24 protein-coding genes and 6 tRNA genes are annotated in these 21,698 nt (G+C 38.2%); 27 read left to right on the forward strand and 3 right to left on the reverse strand.

Annotation, left to right across the window (positions count from 1 at the left end; genetic code table 11):
- The first annotated feature begins 70 nt into the window (after positions 1-70).
- The 18 genes from AB1467_03450 to AB1467_03535 all read left to right on the forward strand — a co-directional run bounded on the left by AB1467_03450 (position 71) and on the right by AB1467_03535 (position 11,353).
- Positions 71-901, forward strand: a complete 831-nt coding sequence (locus tag AB1467_03450) for a hypothetical protein (GenBank protein ID MEW6295327.1) — start codon at positions 71-73, stop codon at positions 899-901.
- Positions 902-930: 29 nt separating this feature from the next.
- Positions 931-1,974 carry a hypothetical protein gene (locus AB1467_03455; protein ID MEW6295328.1) on the forward strand — a complete coding sequence of 348 codons (1,044 nt, stop codon included), beginning with the start codon at positions 931-933 and terminating at the stop codon, positions 1,972-1,974.
- A 19-nt stretch (positions 1,975-1,993) separates the two neighbouring features.
- Positions 1,994-3,547, forward strand: a complete 1,554-nt coding sequence (locus AB1467_03460) for a hypothetical protein (protein MEW6295329.1) — start codon at positions 1,994-1,996, stop codon at positions 3,545-3,547.
- A gap of 73 nt (positions 3,548-3,620) precedes the next feature.
- Positions 3,621-3,704 (forward strand) — tRNA-Leu (locus tag AB1467_03465).
- A gap of 1 nt (position 3,705) precedes the next feature.
- Positions 3,706-4,227, forward strand: coding sequence for a hypothetical protein (locus AB1467_03470; GenBank protein MEW6295330.1), 522 nt, complete (start codon positions 3,706-3,708; stop codon positions 4,225-4,227).
- Positions 4,228-4,306: 79 nt separating this feature from the next.
- Complete coding sequence (locus AB1467_03475; protein ID MEW6295331.1) at positions 4,307-4,687, forward strand: HEPN domain-containing protein; 381 nt, start codon at positions 4,307-4,309, stop codon at positions 4,685-4,687.
- The gene (locus AB1467_03480) at positions 4,660-4,974 is read left to right on the forward strand and encodes a nucleotidyltransferase domain-containing protein (GenBank protein MEW6295332.1); all 315 of its coding nucleotides are present in this window, start codon (positions 4,660-4,662) and stop codon (positions 4,972-4,974) included. The genes AB1467_03475 and AB1467_03480 overlap by 28 nt, the downstream gene beginning before the upstream one ends.
- 225 nt (positions 4,975-5,199) lie before the next feature.
- Positions 5,200-5,272 (forward strand) — tRNA-His (locus tag AB1467_03485).
- Between the two features lie 70 nt (positions 5,273-5,342).
- On the forward strand, positions 5,343-6,644 hold the full coding sequence (hisS, locus tag AB1467_03490; GenBank protein ID MEW6295333.1) for a histidine--tRNA ligase: 1,302 nt from the start codon (positions 5,343-5,345) through the stop codon (positions 6,642-6,644).
- 42 nt (positions 6,645-6,686) lie between these two features.
- Positions 6,687-8,222, forward strand: a complete 1,536-nt coding sequence (gene hutH, locus AB1467_03495; GenBank protein MEW6295334.1) for a histidine ammonia-lyase — start codon at positions 6,687-6,689, stop codon at positions 8,220-8,222.
- A 19-nt stretch (positions 8,223-8,241) separates the two neighbouring features.
- Positions 8,242-8,314 (forward strand) — tRNA-Thr (locus tag AB1467_03500).
- Positions 8,315-8,381: 67 nt separating this feature from the next.
- On the forward strand, positions 8,382-9,050 hold the full coding sequence (gene rpiA, locus AB1467_03505; protein ID MEW6295335.1) for a ribose 5-phosphate isomerase A: 669 nt from the start codon (positions 8,382-8,384) through the stop codon (positions 9,048-9,050).
- Positions 9,051-9,111: 61 nt separating this feature from the next.
- Positions 9,112-9,217 (forward strand) — tRNA-Met (locus AB1467_03510).
- Between the two features lie 199 nt (positions 9,218-9,416).
- The gene (locus tag AB1467_03515; protein MEW6295336.1) at positions 9,417-10,112 is read left to right on the forward strand and encodes a hypothetical protein; all 696 of its coding nucleotides are present in this window, start codon (positions 9,417-9,419) and stop codon (positions 10,110-10,112) included.
- Positions 10,069-10,434 (forward strand): DUF4430 domain-containing protein, encoded by a 366-nt coding sequence (locus tag AB1467_03520; GenBank protein MEW6295337.1) that lies wholly within the window; start codon positions 10,069-10,071, stop codon positions 10,432-10,434. Before AB1467_03515 ends, AB1467_03520 begins: the two co-directional genes overlap by 44 nt.
- Positions 10,435-10,475: 41 nt before the next feature.
- Positions 10,476-10,814: a hypothetical protein gene (locus AB1467_03525; GenBank protein ID MEW6295338.1), complete on the forward strand. Its 339-nt coding sequence runs from the start codon at positions 10,476-10,478 to the stop codon at positions 10,812-10,814.
- A gap of 46 nt (positions 10,815-10,860) precedes the next feature.
- Positions 10,861-11,244, forward strand: coding sequence for a type II toxin-antitoxin system death-on-curing family toxin (locus AB1467_03530; protein ID MEW6295339.1), 384 nt, complete (start codon positions 10,861-10,863; stop codon positions 11,242-11,244).
- Positions 11,225-11,353, forward strand: a complete 129-nt coding sequence (locus AB1467_03535; GenBank protein MEW6295340.1) for a hypothetical protein — start codon at positions 11,225-11,227, stop codon at positions 11,351-11,353. Before AB1467_03530 ends, AB1467_03535 begins: the two co-directional genes overlap by 20 nt.
- 29 nt (positions 11,354-11,382) lie before the next feature.
- Here the strand turns inward: AB1467_03535 and AB1467_03540 are convergent, their stop codons facing one another.
- Positions 11,383-12,033 carry an HAD-IA family hydrolase gene (locus AB1467_03540; protein MEW6295341.1) on the reverse strand — a complete coding sequence of 217 codons (651 nt, stop codon included), beginning with the start codon at positions 12,031-12,033 and terminating at the stop codon, positions 11,383-11,385.
- 56 nt (positions 12,034-12,089) lie between these two features.
- Between AB1467_03540 and AB1467_03545 the strand changes: the two genes are divergently transcribed.
- The 4 genes from AB1467_03545 (at position 12,090) to AB1467_03560 (ending at position 14,068) form a co-directional block, all read left to right on the forward strand.
- Positions 12,090-12,231 (forward strand) — tRNA-Glu (locus AB1467_03545).
- A gap of 77 nt (positions 12,232-12,308) precedes the next feature.
- Positions 12,309-12,383 (forward strand) — tRNA-Thr (locus AB1467_03550).
- 241 nt (positions 12,384-12,624) lie between these two features.
- Positions 12,625-13,062 (forward strand): DUF2666 family protein, encoded by a 438-nt coding sequence (locus AB1467_03555; GenBank protein ID MEW6295342.1) that lies wholly within the window; start codon positions 12,625-12,627, stop codon positions 13,060-13,062.
- A gap of 115 nt (positions 13,063-13,177) precedes the next feature.
- Positions 13,178-14,068 carry a phosphatase PAP2 family protein gene (locus tag AB1467_03560; protein ID MEW6295343.1) on the forward strand — a complete coding sequence of 297 codons (891 nt, stop codon included), beginning with the start codon at positions 13,178-13,180 and terminating at the stop codon, positions 14,066-14,068.
- Between the two features lie 347 nt (positions 14,069-14,415).
- Here AB1467_03560 and AB1467_03565 read toward each other — a convergent pair whose 3' ends face one another.
- The gene (locus AB1467_03565; GenBank protein ID MEW6295344.1) at positions 14,416-15,294 is read right to left on the reverse strand and encodes a DDE-type integrase/transposase/recombinase; all 879 of its coding nucleotides are present in this window, start codon (positions 15,292-15,294) and stop codon (positions 14,416-14,418) included.
- A gap of 177 nt (positions 15,295-15,471) precedes the next feature.
- On the opposite strand from AB1467_03565, the gene AB1467_03570 reads away from it, so the two are divergent.
- The 4 genes from AB1467_03570 to AB1467_03585 all read left to right on the forward strand — a co-directional run bounded on the left by AB1467_03570 (position 15,472) and on the right by AB1467_03585 (position 20,024).
- A complete protein-coding gene (locus AB1467_03570) occupies positions 15,472-17,466 on the forward strand; it encodes a CD1107 family mobile element protein (protein ID MEW6295345.1) in 1,995 nt (664 codons plus the stop codon).
- Between the two features lie 121 nt (positions 17,467-17,587).
- A complete protein-coding gene (locus AB1467_03575) occupies positions 17,588-18,520 on the forward strand; it encodes a Fic family protein (protein ID MEW6295346.1) in 933 nt (310 codons plus the stop codon).
- 7 nt (positions 18,521-18,527) lie between these two features.
- Positions 18,528-19,574, forward strand: a complete 1,047-nt coding sequence (locus tag AB1467_03580; GenBank protein MEW6295347.1) for a RuBisCO large subunit C-terminal-like domain-containing protein — start codon at positions 18,528-18,530, stop codon at positions 19,572-19,574.
- Between the two features lie 150 nt (positions 19,575-19,724).
- On the forward strand, positions 19,725-20,024 hold the full coding sequence (locus AB1467_03585; GenBank protein MEW6295348.1) for a ribbon-helix-helix domain-containing protein: 300 nt from the start codon (positions 19,725-19,727) through the stop codon (positions 20,022-20,024).
- Here AB1467_03585 and AB1467_03590 read toward each other — a convergent pair.
- Positions 20,011-20,439 carry a hypothetical protein gene (locus AB1467_03590; GenBank protein MEW6295349.1) on the reverse strand — a complete coding sequence of 143 codons (429 nt, stop codon included), beginning with the start codon at positions 20,437-20,439 and terminating at the stop codon, positions 20,011-20,013. The genes AB1467_03585 and AB1467_03590 overlap by 14 nt on opposite strands.
- A gap of 255 nt (positions 20,440-20,694) precedes the next feature.
- On the opposite strand from AB1467_03590, the gene AB1467_03595 reads away from it, so the two are divergent.
- Entirely contained in the window at positions 20,695-21,648 is a 954-nt protein-coding gene (locus AB1467_03595; GenBank protein MEW6295350.1) for a Fic family protein, read from the forward strand.
- Positions 21,649-21,698 lie beyond the last annotated feature (50 nt).

Raw genomic sequence — 21,698 nt, forward strand, 5'->3', positions numbered from 1 at the left:
GGGGCGTGCAAAAGCTTAAATGCAGATGAACCCTTTATAATAATAAAAACAGCAATTCAACGGTGCTTTAATGAATAACCCGACAAAAGCATTAATTTTAATTACTGTAATAACAATTCAACTAAGTTTTGCTGCGGCTGCAATAGATTTCAGTTGCAGTTTAGACAAAACACAAGGAAATGCAAATTTTGACTGGTTTACAGCAACCATGACCATGAACTCGCCAGGCACTTACAGATACTGCTTTCAATGGACTGACTCTGATTTGTGCAGTAATCCAAACAACCCCAATAACTGGGATAAAAAGAAGTATGCCATTGAAGGCTCTTTTGATGTAAATGGTTTTGCAAGAAACACAAGTACAGGGGAAATAGACAAAAGGGGGTGCGGCAAAGTTTATGTTGGACCAGGCCCTTCAATATCACAAAATATAATTAACATAATTGAAATGGATGCGGTTCCAAGAAAACTTAAAATGGATGAAAACATTCTCTTCACTTCGACAGTGAAGAATTTGTATGAAGGGGAAGTGGAAGTAGACCTGAATTTTTATATTTCGGATGAATCAGGAAACAGTATTGCCGGGCCTTCTGTTTATTTAGGCCCAACAAAGATTGCTGCAGGGCAAAGCTATAGGTTTGACTGGAATTACACTGTGAAGGCACCGCTCCAGGCAGGAAAAAACTACTTCATTAACTCCAAAGCAGACGCAAATTATACTGAACTGCCAGAATACAAGAGAGACAATGAAAGGAGAACAATATTCTCTGTGGTCCTAGAAGAAAGGACAACAAAAGGAATGCCTGAAACAAACTTAATTACATTAATCCTAACAATTGCAGCAATAACGGCAATTCTCTCGCTCAAACACCAGCACAAAAAAGAAAAGTATATAAATTAGGACTTCATATTAATTAAAAGGAATCAAAAATGAAAAAAATTTTGTTAATAATTGCCTTTTCCTTGATTTTTGCTGCAACAGCAAGCGCAGCACAAGCAACCCTGCTCTCAGTGCACGGCTTCGTGAAAGATTCAACTACTGGAACTCCAATTGCTTCAGGAAATATCATGATTGATGTATGCACTGATTCAGGGGGCACAACCTGCCTGCTTACAGGAGGAGAAACATTCAATAACACAATAAATCAAGGGGCGTTCGATGTTCTTGTAGGCTCAACAAAGACATTAAGCCTCAACTTTAATGACGACTATTACATGAAAGTCTTAGTGAATGGAACACAGGTAGGCAATACATTCAAGTTCAGGGGAGGGCAAGGCCAAATAGGCCCCAATGATATTGACACAACAGCAACTTATACAGTAGGAGGCCTTAATGCTGGAAGCATTTCAACATCATTAGTGGGAATAGCCAGCGGAATAATAGCAGGAATGAGAGGCATGGCAAGGGTTTACACCTTAGACAACGACGGAAACATTTGGGCGCGAAGTTCAATGACAACACCAGAAATTATTTCAACAGGGGGAATCACTCTCGGAGGGGTAAGGAAAACAACATGGCCTGATCCAGGCACAGGAAATATAGTAGACACCTTGCTTGAAACTTTAACGGCAGGCTCTAATGCAGCTTCTTTCACTGGAACAACCACAATAGGAGGCCCATTCATAAGCAATACCTCTGTAACCTCACCAGAATTAATTTCAACTGGAGGAATAACATTGGGTGGAACAAGAAGGACGAATTGGCAGGCATTGGACTGTGTTCAAAGCACAAAAGATGAACTTTGTAATGTTGGAAGTTCAACTCCGTATTGCTATGCAATGGCAGAATGCCCTGGCAATTATGTTGTAACAGGCGGCGGCTGCTCACTGGTAGCCTATGGCGGGGGAGACCAATACAGCGTGCCATTAAACAGGCTTGCTCCACTTGGAAACACTGCTTGGACCTGTACTTATGTAAAACAAGCTTTTGACATACGCGTATATGCATATGCAAGATGTTGCAGGCTGACATAATTTTTTGGAGGAAATATAATTGAACAAAAAATTTTTTTTTTCTTTCCTGTTTCTGATTTTAATTATTTCCTCAGTTAATGCCTTTTATGCATCAAACGCGCAATACGAAATCAGGGGAAATATAGCGCAAGGCGGGAACAGCACAACAACAGGAAATTACAATTTAAGGTTTTTTGTTCCTGAACAGCCCTGCGGCAGAGCAGCAGGGGGAGGCTACGAATTATACTTGTGCTATTACCTGGAAGCAGCTGTTCCCCCAACACAGCCCTTAAATGTTTCACTAACAGCAAACCCTAATACAGGAAACGACCCATTAACAACACAATTGACTGCAAGCGTGACAGGAGGCACAAGCCCTTACACTTATGAATGGGATTATACTTCGGATGGAACAATAGATGACACTACACCTCCCACCAATTCGGTTACTGACATAAAAACAAGGCAGTACACGCCTGCAAACACTTATACTGCAACAGTGAGGGCAAGGGATTCAAGTGTTCCTCAACAGAACGCCCAAGCGCAAGCAACAATTGTGGTTAATGCAGTAATTCCAGTAAACAGGCCTCCAATAGTGGAAGCTGATGGCCCATATTCAGGGCAAGTGAACCAAGATATTGTAGTGAACAATGCAACAGCCTCAGACCCTGATGGCGACCCTCTGACTTACATGTGGTTTTTGAATCCGTCAAGCAACTGCACTGCAAGCAATTCAAACACCTTAAACAATTTCACAGTAAACTGCTCCACCCCAGGAAACAGGGACGCAACAATTGTAGTGCAGGACGGAAAAGGAGGAGTAGCAGATGACACTGCAACAGTAAATGTCTTGCCAATAGGCCCTATTCCTTTAAGCGTTCAATGCACTGTAAGCCCTACATCAGGAAATTTGAATCAAGAATTCAAGGCAGAAGTAACCCAAACCACTGGAGGCACTGCACCTTACAGGTACTGCTTTGACTGGACAGGAGACAACATCTGTGAAGGGCCTTTTAGGAATGACACTGAAGACGAATATGAATACTCTTTCCCTGGATACTACACTGTTTCAGTCCAAGTGCGGGACAGGGACGGCATAACAGCTTCAAGCGTGTGTGGTTCAATTGATGTAGGGTCAACTTCACAAAACCTTTTATGGCTGCAGAAGCTGACAGCAGTTCCAATGAAAGCAAAATTAGGGGAAAAAATAACCTTCACTGCAACAGTAAGGAATTTGAGCAAAACTGAAGAAGTCAAAGCAAAAGTGAGATTCTATTTTACAACAGAAGGAAGCCTTCCAGTTCAAGGAACCCCAGAAGAAATTGTCGGCGGGCCAAAAATTGAACCAGGAGAAACAGGGGAATTTAAGTATGAATACACGGTTAATTCTCCCCTGCAAATAAAAACCAATTACTTCATTAATGCAGTAGTAAAAGACGAAGACGATAAAGAAACAGCAGACCAATTGTTCGACAACGAGAGAAGAAAAATATTTGAGGTAATAGAAATAAGGCCGGTTTATGCTGCCGAATTAAATGAAGCAATAATTCCAGCAATTCTCTTAATTATAACAATAATACTGCTTAGAAAATAAAGCATTAAAAGCGATCAATTAAAAACAATTAATTTAAACTAATTTTTCTATTACAAAATCTAATTGAAGAAAAGCAGGGGTCGGATAGTGGCAATTCCACCGGCTTCAGAGGCCGGCGCCTTAGTGGCTTTCGAGAGTTCGAATCTCTCCCCCTGCATATGACTGAATTAGAGCTTGAAAGGACTTTCTTGGCAAAAAAAATTCCTGAAGATTTGCGGAAATGCGAAAGCATTGAATTAATTGACATTTATATACCAAGAGAAGCCGAACACCCTACATTAAGAATCAGAAAAAAAGGTGAAAAGAGAGAAATAACAAAAAAAGAGCCAACCCATAAAGAAGACAGCTCAAAACAGGCAGAACACACTATTCATTTAACTGAAAAAGAATATGATGCTCTAACAAAAATAAAAGGAAAAAAGTTATGGAAGAAAAGATACAAATACCCTTACAATGGAAGAACAGCAGAAATAGACGTATTCCAAGGGCCACTCAAAGGGCTTGTACTCATAGACTTCGAATTCAATACAGAGGGAGAAAAAAAGGATTTTAGAATGCCTGAATTCTGCCTTGCTGACGTAACGCAAGAGAAGTTTGCTGCAGGAGGCATGCTCTGCGGGAAAAAATATTCTGACATAAAAAAAGAACTTGAAAAATACGGATACAAAAAAATAAAATAGAATTCAAAAAAAATAATAATTGGACTGTGCGAAATAAAGAAACAATATACTTATATTAACTTCAATTAATTGATTTTTTATGAGAGAAGAAACCAGGAATTGGTTGAAGCAGGCTGAAATGGATTTAGGGGCAGCACAAGGAAACTTACAGATAAAAAACTATTTTGTTTCAGCGTTTTATTCACAGCAGTGCGCAGAAAAAGCATTAAAAGCATTCGGAATTGAAAGAACACGCGAAACAATTAAAACCCACAACCTGCTTGAAATAGCAAAAAAATTAAGGCTGCCAAAAGAAATACTTGAAGGATTAATTGAATTAAACCCAGACTTTATTGTAAGCAGATATCCTGATGCAGCAAACGGGGTGCCAGGAGAAATGTACGACTTAAAGAAAGCCAAAATAAAGGTATTGTATGCAGAAAAGGTGTTAGAATGGGCGAAGTCAAGGATAAAAAAATAAGAGAATTTCTGGCAAAGTTAAAGAAACACTTTAAGCCTGAAAAAGTGATATTGTTCGGTTCAAGGGCAGGAAAAGACTACTTAAAAGACAGTGATTATGATTTTATAATTGTTTCAGAAGAATTCAAAAAATATGACTTCCTTGAAAGGATAAGCCAAGTAATAAAGAAATGCAGGGCGTACTTTAGCGCAGACCTTCTGTGTTATACACCAAAAGAATTCAATAAAAAAAGAAAACAGATAGGAATAGTTTCAACAGCAGTAAAAGAAGGAAAAAATCTGATTTAAAGTAAAACCTATTTAAAAAGCTGAAGGTTTTTAAATTCTCTTGTACATAAATTATTGTTGATTCTCATGAAAAGTGAGTGCCTTCATACCAAACTTTTTAGAAAAAAGTTTGATCAAAAATGTTACAGAAAATGAATTTACTCTAATTTTGTATAGCGAACTGAAGGCATTCGGAAAACAATTAAATTCTAATTCAGCCATAAAACTAAATGACAGTGAAAGATGGCTGCGGTCGTCTAGTGGTTTAAGATTCAGGCCTGTGGAGCCTGGGACCCGGGTTCGAATCCCGGCCGCGGCCTGCCCTTTTTTTTTCTTTCCCAAAGAAAGAAAAAGTGTAAGTTGCCCAAAAAGAAAGAAAGGAGATATTTATGGAATTAATGCTGCCTAAGGGGACAAGGGATTTCCTGCCTGAAGAGAAAATTTTAAGGGAGAAAATAATAAGGCAATTAAAAGAGGTCTTTGAATTGTACGGCTTCAGCCCAATTGAGACTCCGGCAATAGAAAGATTTGAGGTTTTAGCCTCAAAGTATGCAGGAGGGGAAGAAATACTCAAAGAAACCTTTAAGTTAAAGGATCAAGGCCAAAGGGAATTGGGATTGAAGTACGACCTCACAGTGCCTTTAGCAAGGGTGATTGGAATGAATCCAAACCTGAAAATGCCCTTCAAGCGCTACCAGATAGAAAAGGTGTGGAGGGACGGCCCAATTACAACCTCAAGGTACAGGGAATTCTACCAGTGCGATGTAGACGTAGTTGGAAGCAGTTCAATGATGGCTGACGCAGAAATACTCAAAATTACGTCTACCTCATTAGAGAAACTGGGTTTAGAGTACGAAATTAAAGTGAACAACAGAAAGATACTGGACGGATTAATGCAGGACTTGGGAATAAGGGAAGAGTACTGGAATTCAATCCTTCTTTCTTTGGATAAAATAGAAAAAATTGAGAAAAAGGAAGTGGAAAGAGAATTAGAAGAGAAAGGGCTGGAAGAAAAAAAGATAAAGGCACTCTTTGAGTTCTGTTCAATAAAAGGAAGCAATGGAGAAATAATTGCGCGCGCAAAGAAAACAGTCAAATCAAAAGAAGGAATTGAAGGGATAAAAGAATTAGAGGAATTGCTGGATTACTGCAAGGAATTCAAAGTGAATAACTTATACATAACTTATTCTTTGGTTAGAGGCCTTTCGTACTACACTTCAACAGTGTTTGAGGCAGTGCTTTCTAAAAGCAAGGTTAAGAGCAGTATTGCAGGCGGGGGAAGATACGACAATATGATTGGTGCTTTTCTGGAGGGAAGCAAGGAGTTTCCTGCTGTGGGAATTGCCTTCGGCTTGGACAGGATTTATGACGCATTAATGGAGAAAGGCTTGAAGGCAGAAAAAACAAACACAAAAATTTATGTAATCCCGATTGGCACAGAAGCAGAAAAAAAGGCAATTGAATTGGCTGAAAGGATGAGGGAAAAGGGAATTAATTCTGACATTGATTTATTGAAGAGGGGCATAAGCAAGAACTTAGATTATGCTTCAAGGCAGGGCATTCCTTTTGTTGCATTGCTTGGAGAAAACGAATTAAAGGAGGAATGCCTCAAGTTGCGCGACATGAAGACTGGAAAGGAAGAGAAAATAAAATTGAATGAATTAGAGAAATTAAAAAAGATTATTGTATAAAAAATAAAATGAATTGAATGAATTGAAAAGAGGGGGAAATTAATGGAAGAAAAAGTAATTGAATTGAAGGGGAAAGGCCTTTCAATTGAAGATGTAGTAAAAGTCGCCAGAGAGAACAAAAAAATTGAACTGACAGAGGAAGCCATAGAAAAAATTAAAAAATCTAGAGAGATAGTGGAAAAACTTATTGCAAGAAGAGAGAAGCTTTACGGCGTATCCACTGGAATTGGAGAATTATCAAATGTTTTTTTGACTCCTGAGCAGGTAAAAGAATTCCAGAAATACTTGATTTACAGCCACGCTGCAGGATGGGGTGAGCCAGTGTCAATAGATGACGCAAGGGCTGCCTGGCTTACAAGAATTAATATTCTATCAAAAGGACACTCTGGATTAAGGCTTGTTATAGTTGAAACCTTGATTGAAATGCTGAATAAAGGCGTTACTCCAGTAATGTGCCAGAAAGGCTCTGTAGGAGCAAGCGGGGATTTATCTCCTTTAGGCCAGGGAGCATTAGTCTTAATGGGGGAAGGAGAAGCATTCTATAAAGGAAAAAGAATGAAAGGCAAAGAAGCAATGGAAAAAGCAGGAATTCAAACCATAACCTTTGAAGCAAGAGACGGCCTAGCAACAATAAACGGGTCGAACATGGTTGCAGGGATGGGCTGCATGCAGGTATTTGACGCTGATAAACTAATAAAAACATCGGAGATAGCAGCAGCAATGACTCTTGAAGCCTTGCTTCCAAACATGCTGGCATACGATGAAAGAATCCATAAAGCAAGAGGATATGAAGGAGCAGTAGAATGCGCTGCCAACATAAGAAAGATAGTTGAAGGAAGCGAAATACTAAAACAAAAGCCACAGAAAGTCCAGGAATCCTATAGTTTAAGGAGTACGCCCCAAGTTGTAGGCGCAGCAAAAGACACACTGAAATTTTCAAGGAAAATGTTTGAAACAGAAATAAACGGGGTAGGAGACAACCCTTTATTCTTCCAGGATGAAGGAGGAATCTGCCTTACAGGAGCAAACTTTCAGGGCACGCCATTAGCTTTCGCCCTAGAATATTTAGGCATAGGCCTTACAACAGTGGGGGCATTATCTGAAAGGAGAATGAACAGGCTTGTAAACCCGAATCTTAATATGGGCTTGCCTGCATTCCTGACAAAAGGCGCAGGAATGTTTTCAGGCATGATGTTAGCCCAGTATACTGCAGCTTCTCTTGTCTGTGAGAACAGGGTTCTATCAACTCCTGCTGCAACAGGCTCTATTCCAACCGCAGCAGACCAAGAAGACTTCGTGAGCATGGCAGCAACAACTGCAATAAAAACAAAAGAGATACTGAAGAATTCAAGCGCAATATTCGCAATAGAATTAATGGCTGGAGCGCAGGCCTTGGATTTCAGGAAACCCTTGAAGCCAGGGAAAGGAACCCAAGCAGCCTATGAAGTCATAAGAAAGTATGTGAAGCCACTTGAAGAAGACAGACCGTTATACAACGACATCAACAAATTGTCTGAGGTCGTAAGGTCAGGGGAGATAGTGGAAGCAGTTGAAAAAGTAGTAGGAAAATTAAAGTAATTGTCTGAGCCAAAAAAATGCCTCAGTAGCACAGTGGTTGGTGCAATCGCTTGGTAAGCGATAGGTCGCGAGTTCAAATCTCGCCTGAGGCTCCTAATTTTATTCAGCAAAAAAACGATAAAATTTTAATCTGCTATTGCGTTAATTGTTAGGGTTCAAATGCTTTCAGAGGAGAGAATTGAAGAGTTTGTGGCAAGGTATGTGAAAGACGGCCAGGTAATCGGGGTCGGATCAAACAAAATGGGAGAGCACTTCCTGAGAAAGATTGCCTTAAAGAAAGAGCAAGAGAAACTGGAACTGAAAATAATTCCTACAAGCGCTTCAATGGCTGCAACTCTTTCGCAGCTGCACTTGCCTTCTGCTTCACTTGACGAAAAAGAGGTTGACTTGGCAATTGAATTCGTTGACCTGGTGGACAAGCAGTACAATTTCGTTAAAAGGGACTCAATGTCTTTTGTGAGAGACAAGATGATAGCCCAAAGCGCAGAAGAATTGATTGTAATAACAGAAGAGAAAAATCTTGCCAAAGTAATTTATGGAGGCATCCCATTTGAGGTTGTTCCCTTCTGGTGGAAGAGAACCTTAATTCAGTTGGAGAGCCTTGGAACAGCAAAGATCAGGATGAAAGAAGGCTCTTACTTCAAGACAGAATCAGGAAACTATCTTATTGACGTCCTTGTAACGCACGTGCAGGACCCAGATGACTTTGAATTAGAGGCAAAAAACATTCCTGGCGTAATAGAAACAGGCCTCTTCATTGGATACGCTGACAGAATCATCCTGCACAACGGAAAAATTGAAGTCAAGAGCAGAATCAGAAAGAATTAAAACAATTTCACATGACTAAATCTTAAACGGTGCGAGGCTATTGGAACTTAAGGTTCTGATTGCCGAGGTAGCTCAGCCTGGTTAGAGCACCAGTTCTTCAATTTAAGTTAATTGAAGGGGTGAAACTCATAATCTGGGTGTCGAGGGTTCAAATCCCTCCCTCGGCATTCCATTTCTTTGATTTTAGTTAGCTTTCTGCCTGAGCATTCCGTAAAATTAAACTATGATTCCTCCCACTAATTCTATCAAAACTCAAGGGGAAAAAATGAATTATTGGGAAATTGCTGTAATTCTGTTCTGGCTTTCCTTTCTTTTTGCTTTAACGCAAACGTTTTAAATTCTTTTTTGCTTTAATTATCTTTCACAATGCAATCAGAAAAGCAGATTCAAGCCCAAGAACAAAAAGAAGAGCTTACAGAAGAGCAGCTAGGGTTAATGGAAAAAATAAAGAAAGAGAAAACAAAAGGAAAAATGAGGGAAGAATTAAGGTCCCTTGCAATCTTTTTGGGCTTGATGGCTGCAGCAACAGCAGGAAGGGTTGCACTCCAATGGGTGCCTTCAGTTGAACCAATAATTCCTTTGGCTGTAATGGCAGGAATGCTTTTCGGGGCAAGGGAAGGATTTGCTTTAGGTGCAGGGGCTTACACTGCATCAAATTTTTTTGTTTGGGGCCTTCAAGGGCCCTGGACTATCTTTCAGGCATTAGGGGCGGGCATTGCAGGGGCCTTAGGAGGTTTGGTTGGAAAAACAAAAAAGCCTTCAAGCAAGGACTTAATAATAATTTCAGTTATGGGAACAGCAGTATTTGAGGTAATCATGAACCTTTCAGGGTCTTTCATGGGCATTGGACTGGCTTTTGGACTGCTTGGAATTCCACTGTATTTCCTGACTTCAATGCCTTTCACTTTTACGCATATCGGCTCAAACATTGTTTTCGCGAAATTGTTTTCGCCATTACTTAAATTAAGGAGGCAGAAAGATGAATTCAAGATTATTAGTGTCACTAAGCTTGATCCTAATGGCAAGCGTACTACTATTAGGATGTACAAGTCAGAGCAATAGTGCGCCAGCAACAGCAAAGGAATTAGTGAAAGCTACATTCATATTGGAGAAGGCAGACGGGAGCACTGAAACAAAAACAATTGAAGTAGAGAAAGGAAGCAATGCCTTTGACGCAATGAAAAAGGTTTTCTCTGTTCAAGCAAAGAAAAGCTCTTTCGGTGAATTCATTGAATCAATTGAAGGAATAAAGCCTGACGCAGAGCATTTCTGGGCCCTCTACGTTGACGGGAAATTTGCAACAAAAGCAATTGACGCTTACACTTTAGACAAGGACACAGAAATAAAATGGTCTTACAAGAATGTATCGGAATACGAGCAGTAAAACAAAAAGAAAAAATCAGTTAAATTAAAAGGAGGAATAAAATGAATTCATTGAAATTAATTGGAATTGCATTGATTTTGATTGGATTAGTAATGGCAGCGGAAGGGATTGCAGCCTTCTTGGCTGGATCTGCAGTAAACTCAATCACAAAAGACTTTCTAGATTCACTGAACAGCCCTGATGCAGTAGCACTAGGCACAGAAACAGACATAACAGGAATTGCAGCCTCAATGCAGTCAATCCAGATAATAGCAGGAATTGCAGTAATGTACTCAATAATCAAAACAATAATTGCATTAATTGCAGTAATAGTAGGCGCAACACTAGTGTTCAAGAAATACGACAAAGAAGAAAAGAAACACAAGGAAAAAGAAAAATAAGGCCAAAAACAATATGTTTAAATTCTGTAATTTACAGAATTTGTGCATGGCAAGGATTTATGCAAAAACTCTTTCAAAGGAAGTTATTATCAATATTAACAAGCAATTCACAGACGGAACAACAAGAAGTGAAGCTGAAATTGACCACACAGTATTTAAAGTGGCAAGCACGCGCGGCATTGACAGAAAGGCAGCAACATTGCTTGTAGAAATTGCAAGAAGGCATCCATTTATGGACGGCAATAAAAGAACTGCATTTGAATCAATGATGGCCTTTCTTGAGCTGAACGGAAAAAAACTGGAAGTGGGCGAAACATCAAGATTTAATGTTGTTGTATGGTCGATCAAACCGAAAACAAAACTTGATGAAATCGTGACATGGATAGCAAACCACACAAGAGGGGATCGAAATGAAGGAAATAAAAATTAAAGGGAAAAGAGCGCCCATAACAATGGCAGAATGGAAAGATGTAAAGCACATTGTTAAAGCACACTTGAAGGAGTACAAAGAATTTTATAAAGAACTCGCAGAATTATGAAACAAGATAAAAATAGAACAAACAAAAAATCAAGTGAACTTCCTTAATTCAACCAAATCATTAATTATAATTCTTGCGCCTTTTTCCATCAATTCCTTTCTTGAAGAAACCCCTGTGACAACACCAATTCTTTCTTTTACTCCAGCCTTCCTTGAAGCAGTCATGTCATAAACGCTGTCCCCAGCCATCAAAGCCTCTCCTGCTTTCACGTGCAATTTCTTTAGCGCCAAGAGAACCGGCTTAGGGTCAGGCTTTCCCTTTTTCACATCATCATAGGCCACAACAACATCAAACAAGCCCAAAGCCTTTTTCGGGGTGGACTTTACTGTTGTAATCCTGCTCGAATTCGTCACCAAAGCAAGCAAGAATTTTTTCTTCTTTAATTCCTTAAGCAGTTCAAAGGCATGAGGAAAAAGCAGGCTCCGCCCTCTTATGAGAGAATAATAAAAATGCCTTCTCTCAAAAATGAATTCATTCAAGCTCAAGCCAAGAATTTTCTTTGCATGCAGTTTAACATAGATGTCATCTGAAGGCAGCCTTACAACTGAACGAATTTTTCTGCGAGAAATCTTTTTTTTATGGAATTCAAACAATTCATGAAATGATTCAATGTGCAGGGGAATGCTGTCAATAAGCGTTCCATCCAAATCCAACAAGATTGCCTTCAGTTTTTGCTGCATTAATAATAAAAAGAAAGAAAACAATAAAAAAGCATTCAAACCCAAAATTAATTCAAGCCCCGATAGTGTAGAGGCCAAGCACACGGCCCTCTCACCAAGCCTTTCTTTCTTTAGAAAAGAAAGAAAGTCTACGGTCTGTCCAAAGAAAGAAAGACTGAGGGTGAGGCCGCGACCCGGGTTCGAATCCCGGTCGGGGCACATTTTTTTATTCTCCAAAAACAAAGATATTGAATTAAAATTGTTGGGATAAAAAAATTATTAGCTCAACGGAATGCGCCCCTGTAGCTCAGTGGCAGAGCAACTGACTTGTAATCAGTAGGTCGAGGGTTCAAGTCCCTCCAGGGGCTCCACAAAAATTTAGTTGAAAGGAAGAAGAATTAGTTGAATTAGTTTTCTTTGGTTTCTTCTTTTTCTGTTTCATTAAAGTCTATTTTGATATTTCCTTTCTTTAACTGGAGTATTAGGTCGTCAACCCATGTCTGCATTGGATTCAAAAAGGCATCACTGGTTTAATAACGGTGAAGGCATTTAAATACTTTACTGATGAAGAAAATTAAGTTAAAAGACCAAAAAAAGCAAAGGTGGTATCAAATGGAAGAATCAATTCAATTCATTGCAAACTGCCAGGGCTGGCAGGCAGTAAAAAAATTAAAGGTAATAGAGACAACAGACCCAAAAACAGTAATGGAATTCCTTGCATCCCTTGGAACAGGCATTGACAGGAAGGTGCAAGAAAACTTGGGCAAGATAATTGAATTAAGCAAACTGGACTCAACAATAAACGAGGTCTTAGGCGAAGGAAAAAAAAGCATTGCAGAAATGCTTGAAGAAATAAACAGCCGAAAAATAAATTCAATGATAAATTCCTTGAGCGAGAAACCCGAGCTCCAGAAGAACGAGCAAAAAGAGATAGCAGAATTCATGAAAGTCTACGCAATGAAGAAAGCCCTCAAAGAATTAAAGCTCAAAATAGACTACAGCGAAATAGAAATTCCTGGAATGAGAAAACTCCAGAAGGCAAAGTCCTGAAATAAGGAAAAAAAAGCAAGGATTAAATAGAAAAAAGCCTATTCTTTTGATGTGATGCAAAAATGATTTCAATTTTGTTAAAATTGAAATATGTAAAAAAACAGGAGTTTTTTACATGACTCTAATTCCATTGGATTACACTTTACTTCACTTAATCCAATTATTCTACAACCAGATTCTTGATTACCTAATGATTGCCATAACAGAGCTCGGAAGTCCTTTATTCTGGTTCCTTGTGGCTTCAATGCTTTACTGGAAAGGAAAGGAAAAAGACTCTTTCTATCTTACAACCCTGCTTGTATTCACAGGAATAATTATCATTGGATTAAAAGACTTCTTCATGAGGGCAAGGCCCTCAAGCAACGAATTTAGGGTTCTAGTCAAAAGCAGTGAATACTCCTTTCCAAGCGGCCACGCAACAACCATTTCTTCAGTTGCAGCATTCTATGAAAGGAAAGTGAAATCAAAACTAACAATAATGTTAATCCTTGCAGTGCTAATAGTGTCATACAGCAGGCTTTACGTGGGAGCGCACTTCCCTTCAGACGTAATAGTTGGGATAGCCTTAGGCCTCCTGATAGGCAAGGCGTGCAAGAACTTATTCAAAAGATTTGATAAAGCCCAATTCAAGCTCACAAGCCTTGAAGAAGAAATAATAGTAATAATACTTATAGCAATAGCATTAATCCTGCTGTTGCTTGCAAGCCCCATACCTGAAGCAGCCTTATTCATAGGGTACTACGCAGGATTCTTTGTACTAAAAGAAACAAGGCATACAACAACACAATTAACAACACAAAACATGTTTATAAAACAATTCATTGGATTCATGGTGATGGCAGCAATAGGAATTCCAGCCCTCCTCATCCCGGCCATAGACATACCAATAAAATTCATATTATTATTCATGATAGGGCTGTGGGTCACACTCTTAATGCCCTTGCTCTACGAAAAAATACTCAAGACAGAACTATTGCAATCACTCCAAAAAGAAGGCAACCTTTAAAACAATTTCACACCAAAATTAATTCTAACAGCCTTTTAGGAAAAGGCTGGCGAAAACTGACAGTGGCAGTTTCCCGCCTTTGCATAGTAGTAGTGCGTCCGGCTGTAGTTCTGCCCTTTTTTCTTTTAGGAAAAGAAAAAAGTGTAAGTTGCCCAAAAAAGAAAAAAGGGTTTGTCAACACCTTTGAAGCGGTGTTACGACGCAATTATTATTGGTGCTGAAGCAAGCAGTTACCGGAAGGTCCCCGGTGCAAATCCGGGAGGCGGGATTACTACATAACTTTTGTTATCAAAAGATTAAAAAAACATAAAAACACAAAATAAGAAAGAAAATCAAAAACTGTAATGTCAAGTGTTTAACTTCCCATTAAAGAATAATTGTGCAGGATAGTTTTTAATGCCTCTGTGGTAGCATTTGTTGTTGTACCATTTTACCCATTCTTTGATTTTTCCTGCCAGCCAGTGAGGAAATTTCAGTAAGAGGTTAACAAACTCTTCTGCAAGATTTCTGATGGCTCGCTCTACTTTACCTTTGTCTTGCGGATAGTAAGGGTGAGCAAACAAAGCGTTTATTTTTTGTTGTGCGAGCAAGTCAACCCACTCTTGCTTGAAGGGATTGTTGTCAGTAAGAACATTTCTGGGGTGATACTCTTGCATGAATGGTTTTATGGCTGCGAATATCTCTTGTATGTTTGGGCAGTGATCAAACTGTTCTGCTGTAATAATATATCTGCTGTAGTCATCAACGCAAAGCAGAAAATACCATTTCTTTCCTTGTACAGTAAAAGGCCCTTTCAAGTCTAACTGCCAGAGTTCATTAGGCTCTTTAGCTCTAAAAAACTTCCATGCCTTCTGCTCTCTATTAAATCCGTTAACGTGATGCTTGCATAAAACCTTGTTAATGGATTGTCTTGAAAGATTTACTCCTTGAGGACATTCTTTCATTTCTTTCTGCATGAATGCTGGTAAGGCTACAAGGCCTTGCTGTATTCTGGCTGTGCCCCACTTAAACATTACACGCATGAATAATATGGCTAGCTCTACTTCAAAGGCTATCTTTCTTTTTTTGTTTCTTGGCTTATCCTTCAAGCTTGTTCTGGCATCCCGTTTACCCCAGTAACGAATAGTCTTTCTGTTAACACCAAAAACCTTTGCTACAAGGCAAACAGGATTACCTCGCCGTAAGCATTTTATTATGGAATGTCGTTCTTCTTGTGTTAACCGCATATATAATCCAAAGTAGTGGGGGACTCCAATCCCCCACCTTCTGGATGCCCACTACTCCCTCCTTTGAATATACAAACAATATCCAACAAAAAGAAGCTTTCGGTCAGTGGGAAGTTAAAAGGTTTACTTTACAGCAACAAAACATTTAAAAAGAACAATATTCTATTATAGTATGACATGAAATTTAAAACAGCTTTAATTTTTTTTGGAGTCCTTTTAATATTAGGATTTATTAGCGCTACAGCGCCAACAGTGCTTGTCATCCAGCCAAACGGAAGCCAATACATTAAAGGAAGCTATACAATTGATTTTAATGTAACAGATAATGATTCAAATTCTATTGCTGACTCAAACCTGATGGCACGCATTTATTACAGTTCTACGCAGGGGGCTTTTACAACTTTAATCACAGACTTAAACCTAATGAATACAAGCGTTTGCGGAGACCAAAATTTTGTAACAACAAATAATTGCACTTACAGCTGGAACACAGCAGTGGTCACAGACGGAAACTATTTTATTGATATAAATGTTGTGGACAGCCTGCCAAACGGTACTTTCAGGGATTCAGGCTCAGATTCAAGCAATACAAGCTTTATGATAGATAATACTGCTCCGACAACTTCATGGGATGGCAATACTACTTGGCAGAAAATTGATGCCAACATTCACTTGACCTGCGTTGACGCTTCAAACAACTGCCCTACAACAAAATACAGGGTTGACACTGACTCATCAAGCACAGTTTCCTATGGCTCTTGGACTACATATGACACAAACATTTTCATTAATTCTGACGGAAACTGGGCTTTAGACTTCAATTCCACTGACGCAGCGCTAAATATTGGAGACGTAAACACTTTTTATGTGTTAATTGACCAGACTGCGCCAGTAGTAACAATATCCAATCCAGCAGACGGTTCAAGCCAGACATCAACTGGAGTAACATTAGTTTACAGCGCAACAAACACAGGAGACATAAACAAATATTACGTTCAAGTAGATTCAAATGGATGGGTAGACAACAGTACAAATCTTTCTTATGACTTTAATAATTTAACGACCGCAAGCCATACATTTTATGTTATTGCACAAACAAAATCAGACGTAAACAGTTCAACTGCTTCAGTAACAATATCTGTAACCTCCCCGCCAGCGCCTAATACAGGAGGCCTAAATTACTGTCGTGCCCAATACATTGACGGCCATTATGGAGACATTTGCAATGATGATGAAGAATGTACAGGACAATGGCTCACTGCACTGGACTCTGATAGATGCTGTTCAGTTGAATGCACTCCTGCAGTTCAGGAAGTTTGCGGCAATGGAATTTGCACTGGAGACGAAAATGCAAGCAATTGCCCAGCAGACTGCCAAACAGAAACAAAAGAAACTGTATTAGAAAAAGTAATTTCATACAAACCCACTTCAGAGGAAATAAGGAATAAATTAACTGAAGTTGGAGCTTCAGAGAATGCAATAGAAAAAGCTTCTCAGGCAGTAGGAAAAACAACAGTAAGCAGAACAATTACAGTGGAAAAAATAACAGACACTATTACAGGAGAAATAAGTTATCAAACTACAATGACAATCAACATAAACAATCCAGGAAAAAAGAAAACAAACATAAAAATAATTGAATTCATTCCAAAATCAGTGGCATTAAACGCTTCACAAATAAAAAGCGATTTTGAATTCACTATATTAAAAGAAGACCCAGTAATTGAATTTTCAATTGACGAAGTTAACCCAAACCAGACAAAAAACATAACCTATACTATAGACGACGAGGTAAGCAATCAGGCAATAAATGAAATGACTGCCCCAATAGTAGCAGAATTCGCAGAAGAAGAACCTCTAATAGACTTGTGCAAAGGAAAAAATTGTGATGACAATAATCCTTGCACCCAAGATTCCTGTGATTCTACAACAGGAGAATGCTCTAACACAAACTTAACTGAAGGAACAAGCTGCGGAACAACCAAAGAATGCAAAAATGGGAAATGTATCACAAAAACAGTTACAGATGATGATGGCAAAGAACCACAAAAACCAGAAGAAACAGACTTTACTCCGTTCATTATTCTAATTATTTTAATAATTATAGCAGGAGCAGCATACTATTATTTTAAAATACAAAAACCAAAAAACGACTTAACCTACAAAAAATAATTCTAATTTTGTAAATTCCGGCAGGACTTGCACCGGTAGAGCAGTGTTGGGAGGCGGGATTTATTACTCAATTGTTGTTATTACTCATGCCTTTTTAAACATTTCTGAGTAATAACTAATTATGGCTTATTTGGCAAAACAAAAGAAAGGCAAACAAGAATACTATTACCTGGTTGAAAACATTCAAATAGCCACTGGCAAGAGAAAGCAGCTTAGAAAATATCTGGGGAATGAAAAACCTTCTGAAACAAAGCTTCAAATACAGGTGGCAAAATTTGAAGAAGAAGTTGAAAAAGAAAAAATTAAATTGCATGGCTTTCACTATTTAACCAAAGATGAAATAACAGAGATCGACGAAATCAACAAAGAATTTTGGAAAAGATACAACAAACAAAATAAGACAGTGCAGGAACAATTTGACCAGAACTTTGTAATGGCTTTTGTTTTCAACTCAAATTCAATTGAAGGCAGCACTTTAACACCAAAAGAAGTTGAACTGCTGTTAAGAGAAAATATTGCGCCGAATAAGCCGCTTGAGGATGTGCTTGAGGCAAAGAATGCAGAAAAAACGCTAAACTTTGTGAAAGAACACAAAGAAGAATTAACAGAAGAATTTTTGCTGAACGTACATGAAATATATTTTAAAGAAACCAAACCTTACGTTGCAGGCAAATACAAAACAGCACAAAATAGGATAACTGGCTCTGCATTTGAGACCACCCCACCAAAACTTGTGCAAACAGACATAAAACTGTATTTCAAAGAATATGAAAAACTCAAAAAAGAATTACACCCACTGGAGCTTGCCGCTTGGGCGCACTGGAAGCTTGTAAGAATTCACCCATTCCAAGATGGCAATGGAAGAACAGCAAGAATAATAATGAATTTTGTTTTACACAAAAATGGCTATGCAATGATTGACATAAAAACAAAAGAAAAACAACAATACTTCAAAGCATTAGAAAAATGCCATTACAACAACAATGCAAGGGCGTTGGCAATCAGGCTTGTGAGAAGATTCAAAAAACAATACCAAAATGCGTTGAAAGGATAGGGATTGTATGAAGCAAATTATTTCAACATTGGAATTAAAGGAAATTGATATTAAAAAATTAGAACCATTTATTGAGCGCTGGAAACAGATTAAAGACCTGCCTTGTGACAATATTGAATTTCATGAAACTGACAAAAACACTATTTTAGTTAAATTATATTACCCTTTAGATATTTTTGACCGTTCAGTTTCACAGTTTGTAACAGTGCTGTTTGGGGAATTGTCATTTGTTAAGAACTTTGGAAAAGTAAAATTCTTAGAACTACAATTGCCAAATGAAGTTTACAAATGGTTTACAGGCCCAAAATTTGGAACTGAAGAAATAAAGAAGCGATTTGACGTTTCCAATTACCCGCTTTTAATGGCTATAATTAAACCTTCACTGGGAAAAACTCTAACCACAGAAATATTGGAAACAAAAATAAAATCTGTTTTATCAGGCGGATTCAATGCAGTAAAAGATGACGAAATGCAAGGGAACTTAAACTATGCGCCATTGAAACACAGAATTAAACTTGCAAAGAAATATCAAAAATACATTCCAGCCATAAACTTGGATAAGGCAGAAGATTTTAGGAAAGTAGTATCTGATGAAAAAATAGGGGCGGTTCTAATCAATGCTTCTACTCTTGGATTTCCCTTGCTTCATGAAATCAAGAAAATTTCAAAAGTTCCCATAATCTCACATCCTGCATTGCAGGGAGTTTATGGATATAGTTTTTCTCACAAAGTTTTTGCAATGCTGCACAGGCTGTTTGGCTGCGATGGTTACATATGCCCTATCGCAGACGTTGATTATTTTAATGTAAGCAAACAAGAAGAAAAAGAAATAATCATGGAATTTACAAAAGACTTGCCTATCAAAAAAACCATGCCATTACTTGCTGGTGGGGCAAGAATCAATAGCTTGAAGAATATTATGGCGCCATATGAAAAAATGAGAATTCCTTATGGTTTGGTATTTGGCTATCAAATCTTTGCAGACGATAAGAAGTCTTCACAAATGTGTAAAAATGTGGTTGAAAAAGTAAGAAGAATTAAGCAAAATCTATAGCTGCCAGCGTGGGAAAACAATAAAAGAATCGCTGAATCCGGCGGGAGTTGCACCAGTAGATCGGTGTTGGGAGGCGGGACTTACCTATTAGAGCAACTCTCGCCTTTGAAACGCAAGGTTTATAAAAAGCACCAGGTATTACTTAATGATATGGAGCACGTGAGCATTAAATTGGATGCTGCCTTTGCAAAGCAGATTGAGAGAGACATGCGAGAATTCAATTACACTACCAAAACAGAATTCATTAGAGAGTCCATTAGAGATAAATTAAAACAGCTGGCAGCAGAAAGAGAGAAAAAGAAAGCGTGGGAAGCACTATTTGCTGTAAGAGGAATACTCAAGGGAAAGGTGCCGATGCGAACCAGAGAGGAAGAGCAACAATTTGAGAAAAAGATTGACAGAGAAATAAGAGAACACTATGAAAAAAAATTTGGAATCAATCTAAAGTAATGTCCTCTGGCATTGTCACCTCAACAATTGAAGCCAGCAAATCAAAGAAATGCTTGTCCCGCGCAACCAGTACAGCCTTATTGTCCCTCGCTATAATTGTATGAAGAACATCCTTGAAAGGAAGTTGCCTGTTTCTCTTTTGCCATTCTCTTCTTGCTTCAGAAACCTGCTCAGCGCTAGCGGAAACTTTCCTGATAATGCCACTAAAAGAGGAAAAAATCTCTTTTACTCGCTCCTTTGAAAGCCTACGCTCCAACTCAAGAACAACAGTATCGGAAACAAGAATCTCAATGTCTTTTTCCCTGCACTGTCGCAGGAACTGAAAAGCGAATTCGCCAAGAGGCTTAATGCCGTCTTTTCTGTCTTCAAAGTAATCACGCCAGATTGCAGTGTCAAGATAAAATTTTTGCTGCATAGTAACAACTATTGCTTAACATTATTTAAATTTGCCACAGCAAATTTAAGTATTTAAAGCAGAGCTTTAAATTATTTAAAACAAATTAACCAGCAGCAGGTAAGCAATGGCTGAAATTGTCGGGACTCGCACTCACAGCTGGGGGTTGAGAGGCGGGATTTATTACACATTTTAGTCTATTACACATAGCTTTTTTTGCCAATGTAGCCAAAATTTTAGATATATTTAAAAAATGTAGCCGTCTATTATATCAATATGTTTATCGAAATAAAAAAAGTCGGAAACAAGAAGAAATATTATCTAGTTCATTCATTTAGAGATGGAAAGAAAGTTAGAAAAATTCGAAGATATCTGGGGAGCAATCTAAGCAAAGAAAAACTTGTACAAATGAGGGAAGTTGCAGAAAAACAAATTTTACAAAGAGTAAAAATATTTAAGAAAATAAATGACCCGCTGCTTGAAGTTTTAACAGAAGAAGAAATAAAAAAAATAAAGGAACTTGAAACAAAAAAGGCCTTTAAAATATTTCATTTATCTGAAGAACAATGGCAAAGATTCTCAGAAATATTCACCTACAATACTAACGCAATTGAAGGAAGCGAACTAACCCAAAAAGAGGTAAACCAAATATTAGAAAAAGACAAATGGCCTGAAGATAAAACTAAAGAAGACATTTCAGAAGCATATGGCGTTACAGAAGCAATCAAATTTATAAGAAAAACAAAAGAACACATTTCGATTGAACTAATCAAACAAATCCACGAAATTGTTTTCAGAAATAGTAAGCCATTTGCCGGCAAAATAAGACAAAAAGGAATAGAAGTTGTTGTAAGAGACGGTCTTGGGAATATTGTTCATCAAGGAGCGCCATCAGAAAAAACTGCTGAATTACTAAAAGAACTATCACAATGGTACAACAAATACAAAAACAAATACCCCCCCATTTTACTCGCAACAGTTGTACACAACCAGTTTGAAAACATTCACCCTTTTCAGGACGGAAATGGGAGAGTTGGAAGAATACTAATGAACAATATACTAATAAAGCACGGATTGCCTCCAGTAAACATTGATTTCAAAAACAGGAAAAAATACTATGAATCATTGCAAGAATATGAAAACAACCATGACATCAGACCAACAATCGAATTACTGCTTGATGAGTACAAAAAGCTAAGAAAGCAATTAAAGGCGACTACAAATAAATAAAATGTAGCCGCCCAAATTCGGCGGGATTTGCACCAGCAGATCGGTGTTGG

The sequence above is a fragment of the Candidatus Diapherotrites archaeon genome (assembly GCA_040755695.1).
Classification (GTDB): domain Archaea; phylum Iainarchaeota; class Iainarchaeia; order Iainarchaeales; family 1-14-0-10-31-34; genus JBFMAK01.

Bases quoted from the DNA above. Each gene is read 5' to 3' on its own strand.
- AB1467_03455 (MEW6295328.1), top strand. From the start codon at position 931: ATGAAAAAAATTTTGTTAATAATTGCCTTTTCCTTGATTTTTGCTGCA.
- AB1467_03540 (MEW6295341.1), bottom strand. From the start codon at position 12,033: ATGCAGCAAAAACTGAAGGCAATCTTGTTGGATTTGGATGGAACGCTT.
- AB1467_03480 (MEW6295332.1), top strand. From the start codon at position 4,660: ATGGGCGAAGTCAAGGATAAAAAAATAAGAGAATTTCTGGCAAAGTTA.
- AB1467_03520 (MEW6295337.1), top strand. From the start codon at position 10,069: ATGGCAAGCGTACTACTATTAGGATGTACAAGTCAGAGCAATAGTGCG.
- hisS (MEW6295333.1), top strand. From the start codon at position 5,343: ATGGAATTAATGCTGCCTAAGGGGACAAGGGATTTCCTGCCTGAAGAG.
- AB1467_03535 (MEW6295340.1), top strand. From the start codon at position 11,225: ATGAAGGAAATAAAAATTAAAGGGAAAAGAGCGCCCATAACAATGGCA.
- AB1467_03580 (MEW6295347.1), top strand. From the start codon at position 18,528: ATGAAGCAAATTATTTCAACATTGGAATTAAAGGAAATTGATATTAAA.
- AB1467_03560 (MEW6295343.1), top strand. From the start codon at position 13,178: ATGACTCTAATTCCATTGGATTACACTTTACTTCACTTAATCCAATTA.
- AB1467_03595 (MEW6295350.1), top strand. From the start codon at position 20,695: ATGTTTATCGAAATAAAAAAAGTCGGAAACAAGAAGAAATATTATCTA.
- AB1467_03450 (MEW6295327.1), top strand. From the start codon at position 71: ATGAATAACCCGACAAAAGCATTAATTTTAATTACTGTAATAACAATT.
- hutH (MEW6295334.1), top strand. From the start codon at position 6,687: ATGGAAGAAAAAGTAATTGAATTGAAGGGGAAAGGCCTTTCAATTGAA.
- AB1467_03565 (MEW6295344.1), bottom strand. From the start codon at position 15,294: ATGCGGTTAACACAAGAAGAACGACATTCCATAATAAAATGCTTACGG.
- AB1467_03585 (MEW6295348.1), top strand. From the start codon at position 19,725: ATGGAGCACGTGAGCATTAAATTGGATGCTGCCTTTGCAAAGCAGATT.
- AB1467_03590 (MEW6295349.1), bottom strand. From the start codon at position 20,439: ATGCAGCAAAAATTTTATCTTGACACTGCAATCTGGCGTGATTACTTT.
- AB1467_03470 (MEW6295330.1), top strand. From the start codon at position 3,706: ATGACTGAATTAGAGCTTGAAAGGACTTTCTTGGCAAAAAAAATTCCT.
- AB1467_03530 (MEW6295339.1), top strand. From the start codon at position 10,861: ATGGCAAGGATTTATGCAAAAACTCTTTCAAAGGAAGTTATTATCAAT.
- AB1467_03575 (MEW6295346.1), top strand. From the start codon at position 17,588: ATGGCTTATTTGGCAAAACAAAAGAAAGGCAAACAAGAATACTATTAC.
- AB1467_03570 (MEW6295345.1), top strand. From the start codon at position 15,472: ATGAAATTTAAAACAGCTTTAATTTTTTTTGGAGTCCTTTTAATATTA.
- AB1467_03515 (MEW6295336.1), top strand. From the start codon at position 9,417: ATGCAATCAGAAAAGCAGATTCAAGCCCAAGAACAAAAAGAAGAGCTT.
- AB1467_03475 (MEW6295331.1), top strand. From the start codon at position 4,307: ATGAGAGAAGAAACCAGGAATTGGTTGAAGCAGGCTGAAATGGATTTA.
- AB1467_03525 (MEW6295338.1), top strand. From the start codon at position 10,476: ATGAATTCATTGAAATTAATTGGAATTGCATTGATTTTGATTGGATTA.
- AB1467_03555 (MEW6295342.1), top strand. From the start codon at position 12,625: ATGGAAGAATCAATTCAATTCATTGCAAACTGCCAGGGCTGGCAGGCA.
- rpiA (MEW6295335.1), top strand. From the start codon at position 8,382: ATGCTTTCAGAGGAGAGAATTGAAGAGTTTGTGGCAAGGTATGTGAAA.